Origin of the sequence: Leptotrichia sp. oral taxon 218 (assembly GCF_018128225.1) — a bacterium.
In the GTDB taxonomy this organism is placed as follows: Bacteria; Fusobacteriota; Fusobacteriia; order Fusobacteriales; family Leptotrichiaceae; genus Leptotrichia.
Genome location: NZ_CP072377.1, coordinates 1,512,976 through 1,537,297 on the forward strand (window position 1 = coordinate 1,512,976; position 24,322 = coordinate 1,537,297).

A 24,322-nucleotide genomic window follows, 5' to 3' on the forward strand; every position below is an offset into this window, starting at 1 on the left:
TTAAATTTTAATTTTAATTTTAATCTCACTTAAATTTCCCACAATAAAACTCCCTTTTTATTTTATAAATGTTCTTGCACGGTTTCATAAAAATCTAAAATTTCTTCTTTTGTCGCAGTTGCTGTTCCAATTTTAGCCACAACTATTCCTGAAGCCATATTTGCAATTTCTCCAGCTTCATACAAATCAGCTCCTGCACATCTTGCTAAAAGAAAAGTCGAAATAAATGTATCTCCTGCTCCTGTCACATCGTAAACTTCTCTTGCCACCGTCGGTATTCTTTTATGTTCCGTCTCAAAAAGTGAAACTCCTTCTTCACTTCTCGTAAGTACAACATTTTCAAGTTCCAACTCTTTTTTTAACTGCTCTAATTTTTCTACAATTTCTTCTTCGCTAGAAAATTTTTTCATTCCAAAATAGTCTAAAATCTCTTTTTTGTTAGGTGTTATTGAAGTTGCCCCAATATAATTTTTAAAATTTTGAGGTTTTGGGTCTACCATTACAACTTTTCCATTTTCTTTGGCAAGTTTTATAATTTTTTTGGAAAGTCTTTCTGTTAGAAGTCCTTTATTATAATCAGATAACAAAATTGCATCTATATTTTTCAAATCTTCTTCTAACAATTCTAAAATTTTATCTTGGTTTTCAGATGAAATATCAATATCTTTTTCCCAATCTAGTCGAAGTAACTGCTGCCCTTGTGCTAAAACCCTACTTTTAATTATCGTCGGTCGAGAACCATCTTTCACAATTCCAACTGAGTCAATTTTTTTATCTTCCAGCTCTTTTATAAATTTTTCACCATTTGCATCATTTCCCACGACTCCATATACCGACACACTTGCTGATAGTGAAATTAAATTATTAGCTACATTTGAAGCTCCACCTAATACAAATCGCTCTTTTTCAATGTTCACTACAGGAACCGGTGCTTCAGGAGAAATTCTTCCAACTTTTCCAATAAGATATTCGTCTAGCATCATATCCCCAATAACAGCAATTTTTACACTTTTAAACTTCTCAAGTATCTCTTTAAGCCTTTGAATTGAAATCATTTTTTTCCTTTCTTTTATTTTTTTTGCTTTTTTATTTTTTATTTTTTTTAAATTTATTTCTTTTTGAATATATTTTTATTATACAACATATTTTAATATTTTTCATCAAAAATTTAGAAAAAATTTTTTATTTTTATTTTATCAAAAGTGTCTTGTCATTTTGTATAACTGCTTCAATTTCAATATAAATATCTCTCACTTCTTTATTTGTTCTTCTGTACTTAAAAAGCGGTCCAATTATTGGAATTTTTGAAAGTATTGGCACTCTTCTCTGCGTCTCTTTACTCACATTTTGCTTTAATCCTCCTCTGAACCTCCCACGACTAAAGTCACAGGGTTCTAAAATCTCTAAAAATATTTAAAAATTTTCTAAGAAGTTTGATAGCTTTACACTACCCTTATTCTTTTAGGTGTGTTCAGCTCACCTCTATTGTATAGGACACTTAAATCCACAACTTTACTTTTTCTTAATATATTTAATGCTCCATTACAATCCGCATTTATGATTTTACCTGTGCTTGTTTGATATAGTCCTCTTTTTATCCTTTTTCCACTGAATATATATTCTTTTTGATTTTCTTTATCATATATTGGAATTTCATCTCCATCAAAGAAACTTGCTTTTGATGTATAACTCTCTTCTTGCAGTTTAAATTCTATTCCATATAGTTTACATAGATATATTAGTTTATCTCTTAATTTTCCATATGGTATATTTACAAAGTTCTGATTATTTATGCTTCCAATATTTGATTTTCTTTGAAAATCTTCATTATATCCTAGAACTATTCTTCCTATATCATTATTAAGACAATAATTTATAATTATTCTTGCTGCTTTTGAAAGATAATCATTTATGCGATTATTTCTCCTTCTAGCTATTCTCTTTTGCCTTAATGTTATATGCTCTATCTTTTGCTTATCTTTAATGCTTTGCAATTTTGCATTTGTCTTGTTATAGTATTGATTAATAGATTTTAATTTTCTGCCGTCTATTAGGAATGAAGCTCCGTTATTTGTAACACAAGTACATAGATTGTCTATACCTAAATCTATTCCTAGTCCATTTTCTTTGTTTAATTCCCTTTGAACTTCCTCTACTTCATAAGTATATTGAATTTCAAAGTACCTAGAATGTTGTTTTGGTATTATTCTAATCTCTTTTATCTTCTTGCCTTTTAATACTGGTGGCAGCTTAATTTTAACTTCCTGATGAGTTTTCTTAAACGAATTTGAATAAGGAACTGTCAGAATATCATCTTTTAATCTTACAAAACCTATAACAAGAGTTGTAAATCCATCTTTAGCAAGATATTTAGGTAATTTTATATCTTTAAAATTATATTGACCATTCTTAGCAAGTTTTAAAAGTCCAAAAAACGATTTAAAACTTCCGTCTACTTCTTTTAGAATTTGTTGAGCCATATTAGAATTTAACTTCTTATAGTTCTCACTGTTTTTAAGTATTTTATAGTTTTCATTATAACTTAAATACTTTTTATTTTTAAAATAATACTGTCTAATATTATATATAGCTTCATTAGTTAAGTTCTTGGCTATATGAGATAAATATTTTAAATTCCTAAACTCCTTTTTACTAAGATGTTTTACTTGTTGTTTTAATGTTAAATACATAGATAATCACCTCCTTTTCACCAGAGATATTATACCATGTATTCTACATTTTATCTGTTTATTTTTAAATATTTTTAAAGTTTTTAAAACCCCACAACAGTGGGAAGCATTGTTCACATAAATACGCTACCATTTATGCAGTTCTCTTATGAACTTCTTGTTATCTCTAACAAGCACAGACTATATCTTATCCATATCCTATTTCAAGGACTTAGGCGAAACCACTTCCAATACCTATCGCTTGTATTGTACTCCCCTCACGAGGGATAGTCGTTGAACTTTCCTTTTCAGGATTAGCTGCTGATTGTCTATTATCATAATGTTTAGGATTTAACCTTGCATCATCTAGTATATTTTTTCTGCTTTCGCCACCATCACACCTATACCATTCACTTAGGTATTATGTTGTGGTTATACTAGCTTTAAGAGTTCCCAGCAGTTCAGTTTCTTTGTTGCACGGTTTTGCTCCGTGTCTACATACAAGTTTCCCTATATGCTTACTAAAATTTTTGTGCAATTCATCTCACGACTAAAGTCGCGAGTGTTCTTGCACTATTTAATAAATGTTGAACCGCCATCATTCAATGTTATCGTAGTTCGTGTCTGATTTTTTTGTTTTGCTCCAGAAGATTCTTTATAAGTTGAAGTCAATTTAAAATTACTTATTTCTGTGTCAAGTTTTAACAATATTTTTTTTACTCCATTTATTTTTTTTATTTCTGGAATTATTTTAAAGACTATTCCCGCTTCTGAAAATATCGGCTCAATGTAATCTTCATTATTTTTAGTCACTTTTTTTTCACCCACAATCACTTCTTCCGTAACTTTTAATTCTCCTTCTTCCTTTTCCATAATCATAAGTGTCGGCATAGCTTCTATTCTTATATCCCCATTTTCTTTTAACATATTAAAGTCAACTCCTAAAAATTTTCCTCCCGCAGAAAATATCGAGCCAATTGAAATTTCTCCGTTTAAAAATTTTGCAACCAAATTATTTTTCCCAGCATTTCCAGAATCTGAATTTATTGACCAATCAATTCCAAGCCGCTCAAATAAATTTGAACTTGTATCAATTATTGTTCCTTTTATTATAACTTGTTCTTTTGGACTGTCAAAAGATTTTATTATCTTTTTCATCTCCTCAAATTTTTTCTCATCTCCACTAAAAATAATTTTATTTCCTACACCGATAATTTCAAATTTTTCAAATCCATTTAATGCTTCTGAAATTTCTTTTGCATCTCTATATTCAAACTCAATTTCTCCTGTCTTATTTTTTATTTCATCTTTTTTATTATTTTCAATCTTTGAACTTTCTATTTTTGGAACTTCTTTTTTATTATTTTCAATCTTTGAAGTTTGTTTTATCTGTTTAGGTGTCTTATTTTCAGAAGTCTTTACTTGCTTTTGTTGTATGTTTTTATTATTTACACTATTATTTTCAATCTTTTTATTTTCTTTCGGCACTTTGTAAATAAATATTTTTTTCATATTTTGCGCATCATTTTTATTTACATAATCCGTAACCTTTGCTGAAAAAGTATTGCTAAAAAAAATAATGGCATATAAAATAAAACTTATTTTCCTCATCTTTCCCCCTTTTACTTTTACAATTTTTTCTCAATAAACCCTATCGAAATTTTAAATTCATCACTTGTAAGCTCAATAAACAATCTTGAAGTATCAATATATCTTTTACTTTTATTAATTAAATACAAAAATTTCCCAAAATCATTTAAACTTCCAAAAGTTGTAAAATGGATATATTTTAATTTATATCCGTTTTTCTCCCAAACATTTTCTGCTTTTGAAATTTCTTTCATTTTTAAATCACTTTCGTGAGCAAAAATATAAATCATCTTTTTAAACTCCGATTCATTTTTTATTGAAAAAAAAGAAAGTCTTTTTGTAAGCATTATAATTTTGTCATAATCAGCTATATTTTTTTCTTTTTCAAGTGATTTCTCAGTTTCTATTTCAATAATTTTTTTCTCAAACTTTTCTTTATTCTCCAAAAGCATTTTTTTATTTTCCAAAAGCTCTTTATGTTCATTATATTTTAAATTTAAGTTTATCGCCAAAAAAACTGTAATTACAGCAATTATCATCATTTTTAAATTTATTTTTCTCATTTTATACTTTTCCCACTTTTCCTAAAATTATTTAATGACATATTCAAACATCGTCGCTTCATCGTTATCTTTTAAATATCCAAGTTCAGAATTGGGATATTTTTTCAAAATACTATTTTCAAATTTTTCAAAATTTTCAAAATTTTTTAACTCGCCAGAAACCGTCCACTTTGAATTTTCATAATTAATTTTTGTATAATCTACCCCTTTTTTACTGTTTTCAACTAAAAATTTTATATATGAATAAAACTCATCTCGCTCAATCGAATTATCAATATCTTTTAATATTTTTAATTCTTTCGTATAATCAGGAATTTCTTCGTCTTTCTTTTTCAAATAATTTTTTTCCAAAATTTTCGTCTGAACTTTTATATTTTCGTTTTCTTTTTTTAATTTTTCATTATTCATAAAATTACTCAAAAGAAAATATCCAAGAAACAAAAATAAAACTGTCGCCACATCCAAAATTTTTATCTCTTTCAAACTTTTTGCATCAAAAAAACTTTCATTTTCCACGAAATTTGGAGTTTCAAAAAGTTCACTACCTGAAAAAATTGTTTTAATTTCTTCTTCCGTATCAGTAAAAACAATCATATCTCCAAAGTCAAATTCACTAATTTCTTCAATATCAGAAAGTCTTAACTCAACTTTTTCCAATTCCGTTATCTTCTCATCAAAAATTACCATGCGTAAACTATTTTCTTCCCCAATTTGAAAAATTTCAATTTTTTCACTTTTCAAATTTTCATTTTCCAAACTTTCTTTGTCTATAGTTTGTTCAACACCAATATCTTCTATTTGAACAATTTTAATTTCTTCATCTTCTTTTTTATTTTTATTTTCTTTTTGATTTTCAAAAAATAAATTTTCTTCTTTATTTTTTTCTTCTTCATAATTATTTTTGTTTTCTTTCTGATTTTGATTTTGACTTTCACTTTCAAATTCTAAATTTTTATTTTTATAAAAATTATAAATTGCTTGAAAATCAATTTTTATTTCTGAAATTTTCAAAAAATATTTTTTTACTATTTTTTTTAATCTTGAAATTTTATTTTTCTCCAAATAAAGATTCAAATATTCATCGTTTACATAATCCAAAATAAATTTTTTGCAAACAAATTTATTATTTTTAAAAATTTTTTTTGTTTCATAATTTTTATTTTTATTTTTATTTTCTTTTTTATTTTCTTCTTTATTTTCGTTTTTATCTTCTTCATAATTATTTTTCTTTTTGTTTTTATTTTTTTCTTCTTTATAATTTTCAAAATTTTGAAAATTTTCAAAATCAAAATATGAAAAATGCAAAATAAAACTGACTTCCACATTTTTTTTAAATTCCGTTTTGTCAAAACTATTTTCTTCCAAAAAATTTTCCAAAACATTTGATAATTCCTGATTTTCATAAAAATATATTTCATTTTCATAAAAAAGATAAATTTTATTTTCGCTTCTTAAATATATCTTCAAACTTTCCAAAAAATTCCTCCTCTATTTTAAAATTTCACTGCTCAAAACACTCATTTCCACAAGTGTTGCATTTTTTCGCTTAAAAGAAATTTTCTCTTTATAAAAAATTTCCATATCCAAAATTTTTCTTTCAAAAATAACTTCCAAATCACCATAAACTGTATTTTTATCAAGTGGCAAAAAATATTCATTTTCACTACTGTTTTTAATACTTTTTACAGTAAATCCACCAATACTTTGCGCATTTTTTGGCAAAAATATCAAATTTTCTGCTCTCAAATTATTTTCTACTTTTTGTAAATTCGTATCAAAATAAAATTCTTCTTTTTCTATTTCAACCTGATTATTCTCAAAAGTCACGCCATTTTTCACAAATCTTTTCGCATTCTCCAACTCTTTTTCAACAAAAGTTTTTTTATCTAATTTTTTTTCTGTATTTTTCAAAAAAACTACATCCGATTTCTGTTTTACAAAAAATATAAAATTTGTCGAAAACACAGTTATCATCGAGAGTGCAATTAACACATAAATAAGACTTGCTCCTAAATTTTTTTTTCATTTTAAAAAATCCCCTTTTATCATATTTTCACAACTCTAATTTCATCTTTTCCAAAATTTTTTATTTTTATGACAAGAATTTCGCCAATTTTTTCAAATTCTAAATTTTCTAAATTTGAAATCACTGTTCTACTTCCAAAACTACTTTTATTTTCCGTATCCGAAATATACATTTTTTTATTTTCAAATTCAATTTTATATAAGATTCCATCTGTTTTATAAATAATTTTATTTTTAAAAATATGAATATTTTTATTTTCATTTTCATAAAAAAATTCATCTTTATCTCTATTTTTTAAATTTTCCACAATTTTATCCAACGAAAAATACAAATTTTCATAACTTTTTTGATTATTTTTTTTCATTTTCTCAATTATGACAACTCTTTTTAAAAAAATCGAAACTACAAAAACTATGACTGAAAATAAAAACATACTTAGCATAATTTCCAAAAGCAAATAACCTCTTTTTTTATTTTTCACAATTTTCCTCTTTTCAAATTTATTTAAATTTATTTTAAATTTGCGCTATAAAAAATTTGGAAAATAATAATCGTTCATTTTATTTGCAATTATTTTAAAAATATATTCTTTTTCGCCTTTTTCATTCAAATAAAATCCATCTGTTTTTTCAATTTTTATTTGAATTTTATTTTTTGTAAAATCAATATTTTTTAAAATCTGATATTTTCTCTCAATCAAAAATTTATTATAAAAATCGTTTGTATTTGAAATTTCATATTTTCCAGAAAAATTATTCACTTCTTCATATTTTTTATCTTTTATAAGCTCAATCATATTTGAAATTTCTATATTTTGAGTATTTATATTATCTATTTTAGTATTTATCTTTAAGGTTTTTAAGAATAAATTTGATAGTGGAACAATTGCAAGTGTTACAAAAAACATTGAAATCAAACTTTCAACTAAAGTTTCCCCCTTATCTTTTCTCATTTTTTTATTTTTCCCCTTTTCCCTTCTTTATCTTTTCTATTTTCTCTTTTAATTTTTCTTTTAATCAAAAAATATTTTAAAATGATTAAAAAATATGTAACTCACAATAATAAACGGTGCAAACGGAATATATTCATATTTTTGAAGTTTCTTAAAAAATAATAAAAATAATACAATAATTCCTGAAAAAATATATAAAACTGTATAAAATTTAAAAATATTTTCTACTCCATTGTATCGAAATAATCCACCTATTCCCATCATAAGTTTCACATCTCCAAAGCCAATCAAACTTTTTTTAAAATAATCTTCCAAAATATAAAGTGCCAACAATGGCATTAAATATCCACTTGCTCCCAAATAATAATTTCCCAGATCATTAAATTTAACAGCAGAAAATAATCCTATTAGAACTAAAAACAAAATATCTCTGTCATATATCAGCTTTTTTTTCACATCATTTACAAAAATACTAAAAATGCAAAATACTTTAAAATCAACAAAAAAATTACTATCATCTCTTTATCTCTTCTCCAGGAAAAGCCTTACTGCTAGCGTCAATTTTAGCAAAAATTTCACCATCCTGATAAATTATTTGTCCTTGAATATTACCAATTTTAAATTTTCCACTATTATCCAGTCCAATTCCAAGTTTATTCAAATTTCCCTGCTCCGTCAAAATCTCCTGCAAATTTTTGGGTGCATCTCCGCTATGATCAATGCTCCAAGATGTTGTCGTGTTATTTAACTCAGAAATCGCACCAATAACTTTACTCCTATTAGCTTTGTTCAAGTATTTTCCAACTTGCGGTATTGCAATCGCAGAAATTATCGTAATAATTGCCACGACCAATATCACTTCAATAAGCGTAAAACCTTTTTTTGCTTTTTTGCCAAAGGTTTTTTCACTCTTAATCTTTTCAATTTTCCCATTCATTTTTTTGCCCTCCTTTTTATTTAATTTTTTATTAATTATTTATACAATATTTTTTAAATTTTGTCAATGTTTTTTTAATTTTTAATTATTAACATTGACAAAAAACTCAAAAATTAATTAATAAAAAAAATAATAAGAATAAAATCTTATTATTTTCTCAATAATTCTTAAATAAATATATTCATAATTATCTTTTTTAATTTTAAAAATAAATTTTTTATAAAACTTTTAAAAAATTCTGAGTTCTCTCATTTTTTGGATTCAAAAACACTTCTTCAGGTTTTCCCTGCTCCACAATTTCACCATCAGCCATAAAAATGACTCTGTCACAAACTTCCCTTGCAAATCCCATTTCATGCGTCACAACAATCATTGTCATTCCTTCTTTAGCCAAATCCTTCATAACTTTCAAAACTTCTCCAACCATCTCAGGATCTAATGCACTTGTCGGCTCATCAAACAGTAATGCTTCCGGTTTCATAGCGAGAGCTCTTGCAATTGCCACTCTTTGTTTTTGCCCACCAGACAAACTTGATGGATAAACATCGGCTTTATCTAAAAGTCCAACTTTTTCAAGCAGTTCTTTTCCCAATTTTATAGCTTCTAGCTTTGTCACTTTTTTTAGCGTTACTGGAGCTAAAATTATATTTTGCAAAACTGTTAAATGTGGAAATAAATTAAAATTTTGAAAAACCATTCCAACTTTTTCACGAAATTTGTCAATGTTCAAATTTTTATCCGCAAGGTCAAATTCATCCACGCAAATATGTCCGTCAGATAGTTCTTCAAGCCCATTTATACATCTTAAAAATGTACTTTTCCCCGAACCTGACGGCCCAATCACACTTATTGCTTCCCCTTTTTCTACATAAAGGCTTATATCTTTTAAAACAACATTATCTCCATACTGTTTTTTCAAATTTTCTACTTTAATCATACTTTTAACTTATCCTCCACTTTCTTGAACAATTTAGACAATAATTTAATTACTATATAGTAAATTGCCGCAACTATAAGCATCGTTTCAAATGTTTTAAAATTAGTTTTATAAGCAACTTGCCCTTCTTTCATCAAATCTGCCACTCCAATTACAACTAATAAGGAAGTATCTTTTAGTGAACTTATAAACTGATTTAAAATGGCAGGAATCATATTTTTAATAGCCTGTGGCAAAATTACTTTGGTCATCGACTTGTTAAAAGAAAGCCCCAAACTTCTAGCCGCTTCCATTTGTCCTTTGTCAATAGCCTGTATTCCGCCTCTAAAAATTTCAGCTAAAAATGCTCCAGCATTTAATGCAATTATAATTATTCCAGAAACTTCAGGAGACAGCATTCCTGGCTCACTGCTCAAATGAAATGTGAATTTTAAAAGTTTTGGAAGTAATGGCACAACTCCAAAATAAAAGAATATTGTCTGAACCATAAGCGGAGTTCCCCTTATTAAATCAATATATTCTTTTCCTAAAAATTGCGAAACTTTTATCATTTTAGAATGAAAACCTTTTTTATCTGTCGGCACAAAATTTAAATATCCTATTCCTAAACCAATCAATGTTGCAAAAAATAACGAAACAACTGTAATATAAATAGTAACTGCAAGTCCTCTTAAAAACTTTAGTCCGTAACCAGTCAAAATTCCCTTGTAGGAATCAATAACTCCAGCAATTCCGCCTTTTTCCACAGTTTTTCCACCTTTAGTGTATCTATCCACAATTTTTTGATATTCGCCATTTTGTCTTAAAGTCTTCAAACCTTTGTTAAACTCTTCCAGCAACTCTTTGTGAGTCCCCTTTTTTACCATAAATCCATTTCCAACATTTGTCAACTTTCCAGTTCCAACTTTTAACTGCGTATCTGGATCTTGATTTAAAGTATACAAAACTACTGGCAAATCTTCAAATCCTGCATCAGCCTGTTTATTTTCAACCGCCTTTAACATTGAAACTGTATCATCATAAATTCTTACTTCAGATTTCCCTTTCAAATTTTCTTGAACATATCTTTCTCCTGCAGTTCCACTTTTAACCGCAAGTCTTTTTCCAACCAAATCTTTTCCAGTTTTTATCGTATTATTATCTTTATGAACTATCGCAACAATTCCTGTATCGTAATATGGATCAGAAAAATCAACAACCTTTTTTCTTTCCTCGGTAATGTTCGCTCCCGCAATCGCACCATCAATTTGTCCAGATTCCATCGCAGGAATAATTCCTCCAAAATCCATCGGCTGAATTTCCACTTCAAATCCTTGAGTTTTCGCCACCGCCTTCATCAAATCCACATCAATTCCCTTATCCACATTATTCTCCTTAAAAGAAAACGGCGGATAAATCAAATCTACTGCAATAATATATTTTTTACCTGTCTTTGCATTTGGATTTTTTGCATCTTTTTTTCCACAAGCTGTAAAAAATATTAAAATTGTCAATACTAGCGACACTAAAACTAATGTCCTTTTTTTCATTCTTCCTCCTAAATTTCAAATTAAAATTTCTTCTAAAAATAATCAAAACTTTCTCAATGCATAAATTTTACTACAAAAAAAATATATTGTCAAAGAAAATATAATCAAATTTATAATAAAACTTTTAAAATTTTGATGAAAAAAAATGACTAAAATGATATAATTTATTTGATAATAAAAAATTTTAATTTAATAATTTGATAAGGAGTATAAAATTGAAAACAGAAGTAACTGTTATTGGCGGTGGAGCAGCTGGACTTATGGCAGCGATTACTGCTAAAAAAAATGGAAGAGATGTCGTTATTTTAGAGCGAAAAGATAGAATTTTGAAAAAAGTTTTGGTCACGGGAAATGGACGATGTAATTTGAGTAATGTCAATGCAACAAATGAAAATTACTTTGGGATTGAAAAACAAAAACAGGATATAAATCATATTTTAAATAATTTTTTGCCAACTGATGTAATTGACTTTTTTGAAAATAAAGTTGGAATCATTTGCAACGAAGAAAGTCGTGGAAAACTTTATCCACTTAGCGGACAAGCTGCGTCAATTGTAGATGGACTAAGATTCTATGCACAAAATCTTGGAATTCCAATTTATACTGATTTTTATGTCACAAAAGTCACAAAAGAAATGTTTGAATTTAAAATTTTTTCCGAAGATAAAAGACAAATTAACTCGAAAAAAATAATTCTTGCAACAGGCGGAATTTCTTATCCTGAACTTGGTTCAAACGGAAGTGGCTACCAAATTGCAGAAAATTTTGGTCACAGTTTAACAAAACTTGTGCCAACAATTGTTCAGCTAAAAACTGAAAAGCACAAAATAAAAGGATTGCGTGGAATAAAATTAGATGCAAAAGTCAGCGCTTTTGGAAAAAATGAAGATAAATTTGAGAAAATTTGTACCTATGAAGGAGAGCTGCTATTTACTGATTACGGAATTTCAGGAAATGTAGTCTTTAATATTTCTTTTGTTTTTCCACTTTACAAAGAAGTTGAATTTGAAGTTGATTTTATGCCAAAATTTGATTATAATAATCTTTTTACGATTTTGAAAAAGAGACGGGAAATACTAAAAAATATGACAATGGAGCAATATTTTAATGGAATGATTAACAAAAAATTAGGTCAATTTTTGACTAAAATGTCGGGAATTCCAAAATTGTCAAAAAATATTTCAGAACTTACCGACAATGAAATAAAAAAAATATGTACAATTTTAAAAAAATATAAAATAAAAATATTGGATACAAACGGCTTTAAAAACGCACAAGTTACCGCCGGCGGAATTCCTTTGAGCGAAATAAATCTAGAAAATTTGGAGTCAAAAAAAACAAAAGGGCTTTATTTTGCTGGAGAAGTTATGGATGTCTACGGTGAATGTGGTGGATTTAACTTACATTGGGCCTGGGCGAGTGGAAAATTTGCTGGAGAAAATGTTTAATGAAAAAAATGTGAAAGGAAAAGAAATGCTTAAAATTAATAATATAAAAATGCCTGTAAAACATAACGAGAACGACTTAAAAAATGTTGTCTGCAAACTTTATAAAATTAATAAAAATGAGATAAAAAGTTTTGAAATTGCAGGACAGGCGATTGATGCCAGAAAAAAAAATAATGTTGTCTTTGTTTATGCTATAAATATCGAGCTTGAAAACGAAAAAAAATTTGAAAATATTAAAAATATAAAAAAATTTGAAAAACAAATTTATTCTATTTCAAAAATAGAAAATTTTTCTGAAAATGAGAAAATAAAAAGACCCGTTGTAGTTGGAAGCGGACCTGCTGGCATTTTTGCGGGACTTGTGATGGCTGAAGCTGGACTTAAACCGATTATTATTGAGCAGGGAAAAAATGTCGACGAGAGAAAAAAAGATGTCTACAATTTTTTTAAGACAAGAAAATTGAATAAATATTCAAATGTACAATTTGGTGAAGGTGGAGCTGGCACTTTTTCTGACGGAAAATTAAACACTAATACAAATAATTTTAGAATGCAAAAAATTTATGATGAACTAATTTTAGCAGGAGCCGAGAAAAAAATAAGTTACATGTCAAAACCGCACATTGGAACGGACAAACTTATTGGAATTATGAAAAACATAAGAAAAAAAATTGAAAGTCTTGGCGGAGAATATAGATTTTGCACAAAACTTACAAAAATTAATTACAAAAATAATAAATTGAAAGAAATTGAAGTTGAAGATTTAAAAAATAAAAAAAAATATACTATTTCAACAAATATTGCAGTTTTGGCAATTGGACATAGTGCAAGAGAAACTTTTCATATGTTAAACGAAGAAAAAGTTCAAATGGAGCGAAAAATTTTTTCTGTGGGAGTTAGAATCGAACACAAGCAAAGCATGGTAAATAGAGCTCAATACGGAAAATTTGCTGATAAGTTGCCATCTGCCGAGTACAAATTAAATGTCAAAACTTCTAATGGAAGAGGAGTTTACACTTTTTGCATGTGTCCCGGCGGAGTTGTAGTACCGTCTGCAAGCGAAGAAAATAGGTTAGTTGTAAATGGAATGAGTTATTCTAAAAGAAATCTAGAAAACGCAAATTCGGCAATTTTAGTAAATGTTTTTCCAGATGATTTTGAAGGAAATTCAGTTCTTGCTGGGATTGAGTTTCAGCGAAAATTGGAAGAAAAAGCCTTTATTCTTGGTGGAAGTGACTACAAAGCTCCCGTTCAGCTATTTGGAGATTTTTTAAATAATAAAGTTTCAAAAAAATTAGGAAATGTAAAGCCAAGTTACCTTGCAGATTACAAATTTGCCGACTTAAATCAGATTTTTCCTGAATATATAAACTCTTCTCTAAAAGAAGGAATCACGCTTATGGACAAAAAAATAAAAGGATTTGCAAATTATGATGCCATTTTAACTGGTGTGGAAAGTAGAAGTTCATCTCCTGTAAAAATTCCAAGAAATGAAAAATTTTTTGCCAATATTGAAGGAATTATGCCTTGTGGAGAAGGTGCTGGATATGCTGGTGGAATAATGTCTGCTGCCGTTGATGGAGTGAAATGTGCTGAATTTGTTATTGACTATTTTCAAAATTTGACGAATAAATAAATTTTTCAAATTAAAATAAAAAAAGAGTGTAATTTTTTATATACACTCTTAAATTTTTTATTCTTAAATTTAATCAATAAATTTTATTTTATTTTCTATTTCTGAATATCTTTTACTTCCGATAATTTTTTCTAAATCTAAATTTGAGCGAATACTTCCGTTCTCAAGTTCCAAAAGTATTTTTTTTATTTCTTTTGCTGTAAATCCAATTCTTTTTAATTCTTTTTCACCGCATTTATTAATATTATATTTTGCAATTTCTCTGCCATAATTTTCTTTTGGATTTTTTATTTTTTCTTTATCAACAAAAAGATATTTTTTAGAAATTTCCAATCCCGATTTTCCAAATCTTTCAACATTTTTCATATCTTCAATATCTAAAATTATTCCAGTTTCATCTCGAAATTTTATAATGTTATCCGCCTTTGACTTCGAAAATCCTAATTTCAATAAATCCGCATATTCAACACTGTTTACATCAAATTTTTTCTTTTTTTTAGTCAAATCGCTGTTTTCTTTAGCTTTTTCTTTTTTATAATTGACTTCTTTACTAATTTCAACATTCGGCTTATTTTTATCCTCAATAAAAAGTCTAAAAAAATTTCCCACAATTAAAAGCACAATAAAAATAATAATATATTTTATTTTCATAATCAAATCCCCCCAGATTTTTTTATTTTTTTAAATTATATTTTCAAAACTTTAATTTTTTTATTTTTTTAATTTAATAAATTTTATTTAATTTTCAAATTTACTAAAAAATCTTTTTATTTTATCTTTAAATGATTTACCTTCTTTATAATTTTTATTTTCTAGCGAACCATCAAATTCCCTTAAAATATTTTTTTGTTTTTCAGACAAATTTGTTGGAGTTTCAATTTTTATTCTAATTATTTCAGAACCTTTTCTAGTTCCATAACTTATTCCTTTATCCCTCAATTTATATTCTTTTCCATTTTGTGTGCCTTCAGCTATTTTTATTTTTACTTTTCCAGAAAGAGTTGGCACTTCAATTTCTCCCCCTAAAATTGCTGTTGTAATTCCAACTGGAACATCACAATAAATATCAAGTCCTTCTCGCTCAAATATTTCATGTTTTTTAACCGTTATAAATATGTATAAATCTCCGTAGATTCCATCATTTCTTCCAGCATTTCCGCCATCTCTTACAACAAGTCTTTGACCAGTTTCCACTCCAGCTGGTATTTTTATTTTTCTTGTAACTGTTTCATGTTCCACTCCAGTTCCATGACAATGACTACAAACTTTTTCAGGTACTTTTCCAGTTCCGTGGCACATATCACATTCTTGTGTCATAACTTGCATTCCAAAAATAGATCTTTGCTGCACTCTTATATGTCCAGAACCATTACATTTAGTACAAGTTTTCATATGACTTCCAGCTTCTGCTCCAGAGCCGTGACAATGTTTACATTTCCCATCTCTTTTATATTTAATCTCTTTTTCTACACCATTTGCAACTTCTTCCAATATTAAAGTAAGATTATATCGTAAATCTTCTCCTTGATTAACTTTTGGACCTTGACTTCGGCTTCTTCCACCTCCACCAAAAAAGCTTCCAAAAATATCTCCCAAATCTTCAAAATCAAATCCTTGACCATTTCCAAATCCGCTAAAGCCACCAAAACCACCAGCTCCGGCTCCACCAGCACCATTTTCAAATGCCGCATGTCCATATTGATCATAAGCTGCTTTTTTCTGTGCATCTGACAAAATTTCATAAGCCTCATTTATTTCTTTAAATTTTTCTTCCGCATCCTTTTTTTCAGCATCTGACGAATTAGCAAATTTATCTGGGTGATATTTCATCGCCGCTTTTCTATACGCCTTTTTTATATCTGATTCACTTGCATTTTTTGCTACTCCAAGCACTTCATAATAATCTCTTTTTGCCATTTTTCAATTACACCTCCTTTTTTTCAGAGATGTACTCCTTTCTTTCGCATTATTTTGCTTTTATTTCAATGTTTCAAAAAAGAGTTTCTCTCTTTTTTATCTGTATAATTTTTTATAATTTCCCTTCAATCACTAATTTTGCAGTAAAAATCTTATCTTTTTCCAATTTTAATATTCCTTTTTTCTCTTCCAGTTTTCCTGTGCAATCTTCAAAATCTGAAATTCCATACCAAGGTTCTATGCACACAAACGGTGCTTTTGGCTTGCTCCAAAATGCAATATAAGGAAATCCGTTATATTCAACACTCAATTTTTTAGAATTTTTACTATTTTTTATTGTAACTTTTTCTGATTTCAAATCATCGAATATTATCGCATCATCATCAAAAACCTTTTCAGTAATCTTCAATTTATTCTCATTGTTCAAGCAATCAGCTTTTTCATCTAAAACAAGCCCTTTTTCATTCAATTTATATTTCTTTGAAGTCTCATTTTTCTCAAATTCCAAATAATAATCACTCAATTTTATGTCATCATTTACATCAAGTGCAAATGCAGGATGTGTTCCAAGTGAAAAATACATATCAGAATTATTTTTATTTACAACATTGTACTCAATTTCCAAAGTATTTCCAACAATTGTATAAGTTATAAACAATTCAAAATCAAATGGATACTTCTCCAAAGTTTCCTTATTTGAAGAAAATCTAAATTTCAAAGAATTTTCAGTCTTCTCAACCAGTTCAAAATCCTCAGTCCGAGCAAACCCATGCCGTGTAGAAATTTTATATTCTTTTCCGTTGTAACTATAAGCCCCATTTTTTATAGTCCCAACAAACGGAAATAGCACAGGCGAACTAGCAGCCCAAAACTCAGGCTTCCTGTCCCACATAAACTCTTCTCCATTTACTTTATAACTTTGTAATTCTGCTCCTCTATTTGCAACTGCAATTTCAATATTTCCATATTTTAGGGTATTTATTGTACTTTCCATCTTTAACACATCCTCTATAAAGAATTTATTTTTATATAACTTTAATTCCAAATCCAATAATTCCAGATACTTTTTTAAAAATCAACTATTTCTACAAAAGAAGGAGAAAAACTTCCCCTTCCTTCATAATATTCTTATTTAAATTTCTTATTTTTTAATCAATCAGCTAATTAATCAACAATTTCTGCATCTTGAACATCATCTTCAGAAGAACCATTATCTGCATTTCCTTCAGTTCCACCTTGTGCTTGTTGTTGAGTCGCTGCTGCTTCTTGGTACATTCTAGTTGCAAATCCTTGAGATACTTTCGACAATTCTTCAATTCCTTTTCTGATTGCTTCGATGTCGTCTCCATCTTTTACTTTCTTCAATTCTTCAATTGCTTTTTCGATGTCTTCTTTTTCAGTTCCTTGCAATTTAGATTCATTTTCTTTTATAGTTTTTTCAGTTGCAATTACTAATTGGTCAGCTTGGTTTCTAGCTTCTACTAATTCTTTAAATTTAGCATCTTCAGCTTCATTTGCCTCAGCATCTTTTTTCATTTTTTCGATGTCTTCTTTAGACAAATTAGATGAACCAGAAATTGTTACTGTATTTTCTTTTCCTGTTCCTAAATCTTTAGCAGATACATGCACGATACCATTTGCATCAATATCAAATGTTACTTCGATTTGAGGTACTCCTCTTGGTGCAGGTGGGATGTCGTTTAAGTTAAATTCTCCTAATTTATGGTTGTCAGCCGCTCTAGCTCTTTCCCCTTGCAATACAACGATTGATACTGCTGGTTGATTATCTGCTGCTGTTGAGAACACTTGTGATTTTTTAACTGGCACAGTAGTATTTCTATCAATGATCTTAGTAAATACTCCACCCATTGTTTCAATTCCTAATGACAATGGAGTTACATCTAATAACAATACGTCTTTAACGTCTCCCATTAATACTCCACCTTGAATAGCTGCTCCTGCTGCTACAACTTCATCAGGGTTAATTGATTTATTAGGTTCTTTTCCAAAGAATGATTTAACCCATTCTTGAACTGCTGGGATTCTTGTTGATCCACCAACTAATAAGATTTCATCAATTCCGCTTGGATCTAAGTTTGCATCTTCCAACGCTTGTTTAACAGGCCCTTTAGTTGCTTCAACCAAGTCTTTGGTAAGTTCATCAAATGCTGCTCTAGTTAATTTCTTTTCCAAATGTTTTGGTCCACTTGCATCCATTGTAATGAATGGTAATGAAATTTGTGTTTCTAATGTAGTTGATAATTTTTTCTTAGCGTCTTCTGCTGCATCTTTCAATCTTTGAATTGCCATTTTATCATTTCTTAAATCAATTCCAGTTTCTTTTTTAAATTCATCAGCTAACCAGTCAATAATTTTTTGGTCAAAGTTATCCCCACCTAAGTGGTTATTTCCTGAAGTTGAAATAACTTCTACTACTCCATCTCCAATTTCTAGTACTGATACGTCAAATGTACCTCCACCTAAGTCAAATACTAACACTTTTTCTTCTTTTTTCTTATCTAATCCATAAGATAATGCTGCTGCTGTTGGTTCATTAATAATTCTTTTTACTGTAAGTCCTGCAATTTCTCCTGCATCTTTAGTTGCTTGTCTTTGAGCATCAGTGAAGTAAGCTGGTACAGTGATTACTGCTTCTGTTACAGTTTCTCCTAAATAGCTTTCTGCATCTTTTTTCAATTTTTTCAAAATCATTGCTGAAATTTCTTGTGGTGTATAATCTTTTCCATGAATATTTACTTTATAGTCTGATCCCATTTGTGTTTTAATTGAAATTACTGTTGAATCAGGATTTGTAATTGCTTGTCTTTTAGCAATTTCCCCAACTATAATTTCTCCATTATCTTTGATATTTACTACTGAAGGTGTAGTTCTTCCTCCATCACTATTTGGTATTATCGCAAAGTTTCCACCTTCCATAACTGCCACGCAGCTGTTTGTTGTCCCTAAATCTATTCCTATTATTTTACTCATATATATCATTCTCCTTAATTTTCAATTTATTTAATTTTTTTATAAAAGTATTATTTTAAATCCAATTTTTTGAATTTTCAAATTATAACTTTTACAAAATTACTTTTTATTAACTGTTACCATCGCTGGTCTAATAACTTTTCCTTTCAATTTATATCCTTTTTGGAACACTTTCACAATAACATCATTGTCTAAATTTTCCACATTTTCAGTCATCATCGCTTGATGTTCATAAGGATTAAACTTCACACCTTCTGCTGCTTCCAATTCTTCAACACCTTCTTCAGTCAAAAGATTTCTCAGATTCCTCAAAATCATATTAACTCCTTCAACCAATGCGTCAAAGTTTTTAGTTTCAGCAGAAGCTTGTTCAGCTCTTTCTAAATTATCAATATTATCTAATAATTTTGTAATAATACCTTCCGAAGCATATTTTTTCATTTCAGCAACTTCATTTTCTTTTCTTTTTGTGAAGTTTTGAAATTCAGCTAATTTTCTTGTATAAGAACTCTTCCATTCTTCCAAGTCCGCCTCAAGTTTTGCGATTACTTCGCAAGGATTTTCTTCTTTAACTTCTTTTTCAGAATCATCAGCTTTAGCTTCTTTAGTTTCTTTATCTAGTGTTTTTTTTGATTCTTTGTCTTTTGATTTTTCTTTTTTCATTCCCCTCTCACTTTCTTTTATTTATTTTTTTTTAACAACTGCTGCACTTCTTCTGAAACATATTCAACAAGTCCAACTGTCTTTGAATATTCCATCCGCTTTGGACCAATTACTCCCATCATTCCTTTCGCATCTCCAAAAGTGTAAACTGAAAATACAAAAGAAAAATCTTCTAGTCCAGCAATTCCCAAATCTTCTCCGAAAATAACATTTACTTCACCATCTTTATATTTATCCATTTGAATAAATTGTGAAAAAATATTTTTCAAATCATTTGGACTATTAAACAATTTTGCTCGACTTACAACTTTTAAAATATCGTTGCTCTCAAATAAATTTGAACTACCTTCAAAAAATAGCTTTCCTTCATTTAAAGACTTTTCTTCTTCCAGCTCTTCTGGAATAAATAAATCCATATTAACTAAAAAATCTTTTAAATCCGACAAAGTAAAAACTGAATTACTATTTTTTATTTTTTCATTTAAAAAATTATTTATTTTATCGATTTCTTCCTCACTTACAGGATTTTCCAAATAAATGTTAAGACTCTTTGTCAAAAATGTATCCATTACAACTACGGCTAAAATATTTGTGTCATTTATATAAACAAGTTGAACTTTTTTTATGACTTCCTGCCGAATTGAAGGTTCTAATACAACCCCCGCATATTGGCTAATTTTTGACAATAACCTCGAAGTCTCCTCAAAAATCGCATCTATTTGATTCATTTTCTTGTTGTAAGTTTCAAAAACTTTTGCTTTTTCTTCTTGAGAAATATCTCTTATTTTCAAAAGCTCTTCGACATATAGTCTATACCCTTCACTCGTAGGTATTCTTCCGGAAGAAGTGTGAGTTTTCACAATTAACCCTTTATCCTCTAAATCTGCCATCGCATTTCTAATTGTGGCTGACGAAACACCAATATTATATTTTTTTTCAAGCGTCCTCGAACCAACACTTTCACCAAAATCTAAATAATGCTTGATAATCGCCTTTAAAATTAATTGCTCTCTCTCATTCATTTTAACACCCTTTCCTTTTTTGTTAGCACTCTAACATAGCTAGTGCTAATCACAAATATATAATAATATATTTTTTACTTTTTGTCAAGACTTTTTTTTAATTTTTTTAAAACTTTTTTATGAATATATAAAATATGTCAAAACAGGCAAATTTAACTCAAAAACATTGACTTTTATATATTTTTATTATATAATTATATTGCAGGTAGGGAGACTTACGCTGTATATCTGTGATGTCACTGAATGAAAGTTTAAGCGTTATTTAAGAACGCCAGCCACAGAGCGCCACCATTTAGGTGGTATTTTTTTTGAAAGGATTTTTTTTATGGATATATTTGTCTATTCGGATGAATCTGGAGTTTTTGATGTTAAACATAATAAATATTATGTTTACGGCGGAGTAATTTTTTTGAATAAAAATGATAAAGATGTGGAAAACAGAAAATATAAAAATATTGAAAAAAGTTTAAGAGAAAATAATAACTATTTAAAAAATAAAGAAATAAAAGCTTGTATATTAACTGGAAAACAAAAGTATAAAATTATGAATGCAACAAAAAAAGTTATAAAATTTGGCGTTATAATAAACCAAAAAGAAATACACCCAAAAATTTTTGAAGATAAAAAAAATAAACAACGATACCTAGATTACGCTTACAAAATTGGAGTCAAAAATTGTTTAAAAAAATTGATAGCCGAGAAAAAAATATTAAAAGAAAAAGTAGAAAATATTTATATTTTCGTTGATGAACATTCAACAACAATAAATGGAAAATATGAATTTAAAGAAGGATTAATACAAGAATTTAAAAGCGGAACTTTTAATTCAAGCTATGAAGTATACACAAAACCTATTTTTAAAAACTTAAAACATTTAGAAGTAAAATATTGCAATTCCGAAAAAACACCTATGATAAGATTAGCCGACATTACATCCAATTATTTATATAGCGGTGTTTTAAACAACAAACCTATACAAGATACAATTTATTTAAAAATGTTACCTTAAATAAATAAAAAAATACATAGAAAGCTATATTTTTTATGAATTAAAATAAATATTTCAAAAATTTTGTGATTTAATAATCGATTTTTGAGAATATTCATAATTTTATATAAATATACACACATATTATCAGTAATAAAAAGATATGTTACCCATATGGCAACATATCTAAAAAGGAGTTATGAAGAAACAACATCCTTTTTAAAGAAAACCTAGTAAAATAAGGGCTAAATTTAAAAAATAGTCCAACATTAGTCCAACAAGAAATTATGAGAACAAAATCTCTAATTTTATAAAAAAATTCAACATTATCTGTAAATTTTAAAAACAGAAAATCCAACTAGAAACAATATTAAATTTAGTTATTATATCATTTTTTCTCACTATGTTAATTTAGATAGTGAGTTTTTTTCTTGTAAGAGCCGATTTAAGAGTTTATTTTTGTTATTCAAGGGAAAATATCAAAAATAAGTTTAAATGCTCTCTACGGGGCTTATACAGAGTTATCCGAGATTGTATTTTTGACATAGTCTGTGAGATAAAGGCACAGTATTTTGCAAAGCTATCCCTATAAGTATGGCACTATTTTCTTGATTCTAATTAGTGTGGCTTTGAAATACAAATAATTTTTTTTGAGAAAATTAGCAACCATTAATTTAATTTGTATAAATTGTTGTAAAAATTATGAAATTAAAAATCTTGACTTCTATATTTTTTTATTATACAATTATATTGCAGATAGGAGACTAGACTGTATATCTGTGTAACTGAATGAAAGTTTAAGTGTTATGTAAGAATACCAGCCACAGAGCCACTATTATAGTGGTATTTTTTTAATAAAAGGAGTGATTTTTATGGCTACAATAAGTTTTTTTAGAACACCAGAATTTAAGACAGATAAAGAAATTGATGGTTTAATAAAAGCCTTAGAGAATGATAGAAAGCCTAATTTAACAGATGTAAAAATAAGAACAATTACTGATGAAAAGGAAATAAAGGAATTATTGGGGTTAAATGATGGAAAAGATAACGTTGAGTGAATTGTTGAAATATGATACAGAGGAAAATATAAAAAATAAATTTTTAAATAATTTTAAAAGTTTAGAAAACAATGATATAGAAAAATTTTTACATAACCGAGCAATTGAATTTGAGAAAAAATCTGTTTCAACAACTCATTTAGTATTTAACAACAAAAAATTAGTTGGTTATTTATCGTTGTCAAATAAAAGTTTAATTTTATCCAAAGAACGATTTGAAAAATTAAGTAATAGCCGAAAGAAAAAATTAATGCAAAGTGGACAAATACTTGAAAATGGACATTTAGCTGTAAATAGTTACTTAATTGGACAATTAGGAAAGAACTATAATTTAGCAAAAGAAGAACAAATAAAAGGAAAAGACTTGCTCTCATTTGGATTCAATTTATTGCTGGAAGTAAAAAAAATAATGACGGCACGTTATGTTTGGCTAGAATGTGAAAATTCTGAAAAACTTATAAATTTTTATAGAACGTTTGGATTTGAAAAAGTAGATGATTTTATTTCTGAAGATGGATTTGTTGTTATGATAATGAAGTTGGATGAAAAATAAATACTACTGATTATTATATGGTAATGTTTTTTTATAAAATATTCAAAGGAGTGATTTTTTTATGCCAACGGTTAGTACAAGTATAAAAATAGATGCCAAAACAAAGAAAGAAGCACAAGAATTATTTAAAGATATGGGAATGAGTTTAACTGCAGCAATAAATATATTCTTGAAACAGGCAGTAAGAGAGCAGAGAATACCTTTTTATGTTGGAGAGCCAAAATATAAGGAAGAAGTTTATCAAGCTATGAAAGATGTAGAACAAGGTAAGAATTTGAGCAAGTCTTATCATAGTGCTAGAGAAATGATAGAGGATATTTTGAAAGATGAAGATGAATAAGTATAATTTAAAATATACAAATAGGTTTTCTAAAGATTTAAAATTAATAAAAAAGCGTGGGTATAATCTAAAATTACTTGAAAAAGTAGTTGAAATATTGATTAATCGTGAAAAATTGTCTGTAAAAAATAAAGATTATGCTTTAAAAAATAAATATTTAGGGTATCGTGAGTGCTGTATAACATCTGATTGGTTGTTAGTATATAAAATAAAAGGTGAGGAATTAATATTTCTAACAACGAAAACAAAAACTCCGAGCAGTTTATTTTAATAAAAAATTTGGAATCACAATTATTAATTTAGCTGTGATTTTTTCTAAAAATTATTTTTTATAAATCAAAAAAATCAAACAGTATCGTTTTGGTAGACTTTTTCATTTCAAGGCAAGGTATTTTTTTTAACGAACGCTATAAGGCTGTTACACGGATATACGAGCGAATAACAAAAGGGCCTTACTCAAAAAATAAGGCCCAAATTTAAAATCTATTTTTAGAAAACACATC

General features: G+C 27.8%; 27 protein-coding genes. 7 read left to right on the forward strand and 20 right to left on the reverse strand.

All coding sequences use genetic code 11. The features are described 5' to 3' along the window. Nucleotides 1–62: 62 nt before the first annotated feature. The 14 genes from rfaE1 to J5A73_RS10515 all read right to left on the reverse strand — a co-directional run bounded on the left by rfaE1 (nucleotide 63) and on the right by J5A73_RS10515 (nucleotide 11,203). Nucleotides 63–1,055 carry a D-glycero-beta-D-manno-heptose-7-phosphate kinase gene (rfaE1, locus tag J5A73_RS07065; protein ID WP_211614372.1) on the reverse strand — a complete coding sequence of 331 codons (993 nt, stop codon included), beginning with the start codon at nucleotides 1,053–1,055 and terminating at the stop codon, nucleotides 63–65. Nucleotides 1,056–1,188: 133 nt separating this feature from the next. Beyond that, the gene (locus tag J5A73_RS07070; RefSeq protein ID WP_371813430.1) at nucleotides 1,189–1,413 is read right to left on the reverse strand and encodes a hypothetical protein; all 225 of its coding nucleotides are present in this window, start codon (nucleotides 1,411–1,413) and stop codon (nucleotides 1,189–1,191) included. 29 nt (nucleotides 1,414–1,442) lie between these two features. After that, the gene (locus J5A73_RS07075) at nucleotides 1,443–2,690 is read right to left on the reverse strand and encodes an RNA-guided endonuclease TnpB family protein (RefSeq protein WP_211614388.1); all 1,248 of its coding nucleotides are present in this window, start codon (nucleotides 2,688–2,690) and stop codon (nucleotides 1,443–1,445) included. A gap of 400 nt (nucleotides 2,691–3,090) precedes the next feature. Then, a complete protein-coding gene (locus tag J5A73_RS07080; RefSeq protein WP_082719398.1) occupies nucleotides 3,091–3,207 on the reverse strand; it encodes a MarR family transcriptional regulator in 117 nt (38 codons plus the stop codon). A 35-nt stretch (nucleotides 3,208–3,242) separates the two neighbouring features. Next, nucleotides 3,243–4,280, reverse strand: coding sequence for a type II secretion system protein GspD (locus J5A73_RS07085; protein ID WP_211614390.1), 1,038 nt, complete (start codon nucleotides 4,278–4,280; stop codon nucleotides 3,243–3,245). A 17-nt stretch (nucleotides 4,281–4,297) separates the two neighbouring features. After that, nucleotides 4,298–4,822, reverse strand: a complete 525-nt coding sequence (locus J5A73_RS07090) for a hypothetical protein (RefSeq protein WP_211614392.1) — start codon at nucleotides 4,820–4,822, stop codon at nucleotides 4,298–4,300. Between the two features lie 27 nt (nucleotides 4,823–4,849). Further along, on the reverse strand, nucleotides 4,850–6,298 hold the full coding sequence (locus J5A73_RS07095; protein ID WP_211614393.1) for a hypothetical protein: 1,449 nt from the start codon (nucleotides 6,296–6,298) through the stop codon (nucleotides 4,850–4,852). A gap of 12 nt (nucleotides 6,299–6,310) precedes the next feature. Further along, entirely contained in the window at nucleotides 6,311–6,796 is a 486-nt protein-coding gene (locus J5A73_RS07100; RefSeq protein ID WP_211614395.1) for a hypothetical protein, read from the reverse strand. A 71-nt stretch (nucleotides 6,797–6,867) separates the two neighbouring features. Further along, nucleotides 6,868–7,329 (reverse strand): hypothetical protein, encoded by a 462-nt coding sequence (locus J5A73_RS07105; protein WP_249069202.1) that lies wholly within the window; start codon nucleotides 7,327–7,329, stop codon nucleotides 6,868–6,870. Between the two features lie 45 nt (nucleotides 7,330–7,374). Beyond that, on the reverse strand, nucleotides 7,375–7,800 hold the full coding sequence (locus J5A73_RS07110; RefSeq protein WP_211614397.1) for a hypothetical protein: 426 nt from the start codon (nucleotides 7,798–7,800) through the stop codon (nucleotides 7,375–7,377). A gap of 60 nt (nucleotides 7,801–7,860) precedes the next feature. Continuing rightward, the gene (locus tag J5A73_RS07115) at nucleotides 7,861–8,280 is read right to left on the reverse strand and encodes a prepilin peptidase (RefSeq protein WP_211617381.1); all 420 of its coding nucleotides are present in this window, start codon (nucleotides 8,278–8,280) and stop codon (nucleotides 7,861–7,863) included. A gap of 34 nt (nucleotides 8,281–8,314) precedes the next feature. After that, complete coding sequence (locus J5A73_RS07120; RefSeq protein ID WP_211614399.1) at nucleotides 8,315–8,737, reverse strand: type II secretion system protein; 423 nt, start codon at nucleotides 8,735–8,737, stop codon at nucleotides 8,315–8,317. Between the two features lie 217 nt (nucleotides 8,738–8,954). Further along, nucleotides 8,955–9,674 carry an amino acid ABC transporter ATP-binding protein gene (locus J5A73_RS07125; RefSeq protein WP_211614401.1) on the reverse strand — a complete coding sequence of 240 codons (720 nt, stop codon included), beginning with the start codon at nucleotides 9,672–9,674 and terminating at the stop codon, nucleotides 8,955–8,957. Continuing rightward, a complete protein-coding gene (locus J5A73_RS10515; RefSeq protein WP_249069205.1) occupies nucleotides 9,671–11,203 on the reverse strand; it encodes an ABC transporter substrate-binding protein/permease in 1,533 nt (510 codons plus the stop codon). Before J5A73_RS10515 ends, J5A73_RS07125 begins: the two co-directional genes overlap by 4 nt. A 215-nt stretch (nucleotides 11,204–11,418) precedes the next feature. Here J5A73_RS10515 and J5A73_RS07140 point away from each other — a divergent pair, with 215 nt between their 5' ends. Together J5A73_RS07140 and J5A73_RS07145 are read left to right on the forward strand one after the other, a co-directional pair. Then, nucleotides 11,419–12,651, forward strand: coding sequence for an aminoacetone oxidase family FAD-binding enzyme (locus tag J5A73_RS07140; protein ID WP_211614404.1), 1,233 nt, complete (start codon nucleotides 11,419–11,421; stop codon nucleotides 12,649–12,651). Further along, nucleotides 12,575–14,287, forward strand: coding sequence for an NAD(P)/FAD-dependent oxidoreductase (locus J5A73_RS07145; protein ID WP_371813389.1), 1,713 nt, complete (start codon nucleotides 12,575–12,577; stop codon nucleotides 14,285–14,287). The genes J5A73_RS07140 and J5A73_RS07145 overlap by 77 nt, the downstream gene beginning before the upstream one ends. Nucleotides 14,288–14,356: 69 nt before the next feature. Here the strand turns inward: J5A73_RS07145 and J5A73_RS07150 are convergent, their stop codons facing one another. From J5A73_RS07150 to hrcA, 6 genes are all read right to left on the reverse strand, one after another. Next, nucleotides 14,357–14,938: a helix-hairpin-helix domain-containing protein gene (locus J5A73_RS07150; protein WP_211614406.1), complete on the reverse strand. Its 582-nt coding sequence runs from the start codon at nucleotides 14,936–14,938 to the stop codon at nucleotides 14,357–14,359. A gap of 87 nt (nucleotides 14,939–15,025) precedes the next feature. Then, nucleotides 15,026–16,204, reverse strand: coding sequence for a molecular chaperone DnaJ (dnaJ, locus tag J5A73_RS07155; RefSeq protein WP_211614408.1), 1,179 nt, complete (start codon nucleotides 16,202–16,204; stop codon nucleotides 15,026–15,028). Between the two features lie 112 nt (nucleotides 16,205–16,316). Next, nucleotides 16,317–17,198 (reverse strand): aldose 1-epimerase family protein, encoded by an 882-nt coding sequence (locus J5A73_RS07160; RefSeq protein WP_211614409.1) that lies wholly within the window; start codon nucleotides 17,196–17,198, stop codon nucleotides 16,317–16,319. A 170-nt stretch (nucleotides 17,199–17,368) separates the two neighbouring features. Beyond that, complete coding sequence (gene dnaK / locus J5A73_RS07165) at nucleotides 17,369–19,195, reverse strand: molecular chaperone DnaK (RefSeq protein WP_211614411.1); 1,827 nt, start codon at nucleotides 19,193–19,195, stop codon at nucleotides 17,369–17,371. Between the two features lie 99 nt (nucleotides 19,196–19,294). Beyond that, complete coding sequence (gene grpE, locus J5A73_RS07170) at nucleotides 19,295–19,858, reverse strand: nucleotide exchange factor GrpE (protein WP_211614413.1); 564 nt, start codon at nucleotides 19,856–19,858, stop codon at nucleotides 19,295–19,297. Between the two features lie 17 nt (nucleotides 19,859–19,875). After that, the gene (gene hrcA, locus J5A73_RS07175) at nucleotides 19,876–20,880 is read right to left on the reverse strand and encodes a heat-inducible transcriptional repressor HrcA (RefSeq protein WP_211614415.1); all 1,005 of its coding nucleotides are present in this window, start codon (nucleotides 20,878–20,880) and stop codon (nucleotides 19,876–19,878) included. Nucleotides 20,881–21,205: 325 nt separating this feature from the next. Between hrcA and J5A73_RS07180 the strand changes: the two genes are divergently transcribed. From J5A73_RS07180 to J5A73_RS07200, 5 genes are all read left to right on the forward strand, one after another. Further along, nucleotides 21,206–21,889, forward strand: a complete 684-nt coding sequence (locus J5A73_RS07180; protein WP_211614417.1) for a DUF3800 domain-containing protein — start codon at nucleotides 21,206–21,208, stop codon at nucleotides 21,887–21,889. A gap of 851 nt (nucleotides 21,890–22,740) precedes the next feature. Next, a complete protein-coding gene (locus J5A73_RS07185) occupies nucleotides 22,741–22,926 on the forward strand; it encodes a hypothetical protein (RefSeq protein ID WP_021743949.1) in 186 nt (61 codons plus the stop codon). Then, entirely contained in the window at nucleotides 22,904–23,479 is a 576-nt protein-coding gene (locus J5A73_RS07190) for a hypothetical protein (RefSeq protein WP_021743948.1), read from the forward strand. Before J5A73_RS07185 ends, J5A73_RS07190 begins: the two co-directional genes overlap by 23 nt. Before the next feature lie 61 nt (nucleotides 23,480–23,540). Then, nucleotides 23,541–23,819 (forward strand): type II toxin-antitoxin system RelB/DinJ family antitoxin, encoded by a 279-nt coding sequence (locus J5A73_RS07195; protein ID WP_094079111.1) that lies wholly within the window; start codon nucleotides 23,541–23,543, stop codon nucleotides 23,817–23,819. Next, entirely contained in the window at nucleotides 23,812–24,090 is a 279-nt protein-coding gene (locus J5A73_RS07200; protein ID WP_371813390.1) for a type II toxin-antitoxin system YafQ family toxin, read from the forward strand. The genes J5A73_RS07195 and J5A73_RS07200 overlap by 8 nt, the downstream gene beginning before the upstream one ends. Nucleotides 24,091–24,322: the final 232 nt, after the last annotated feature.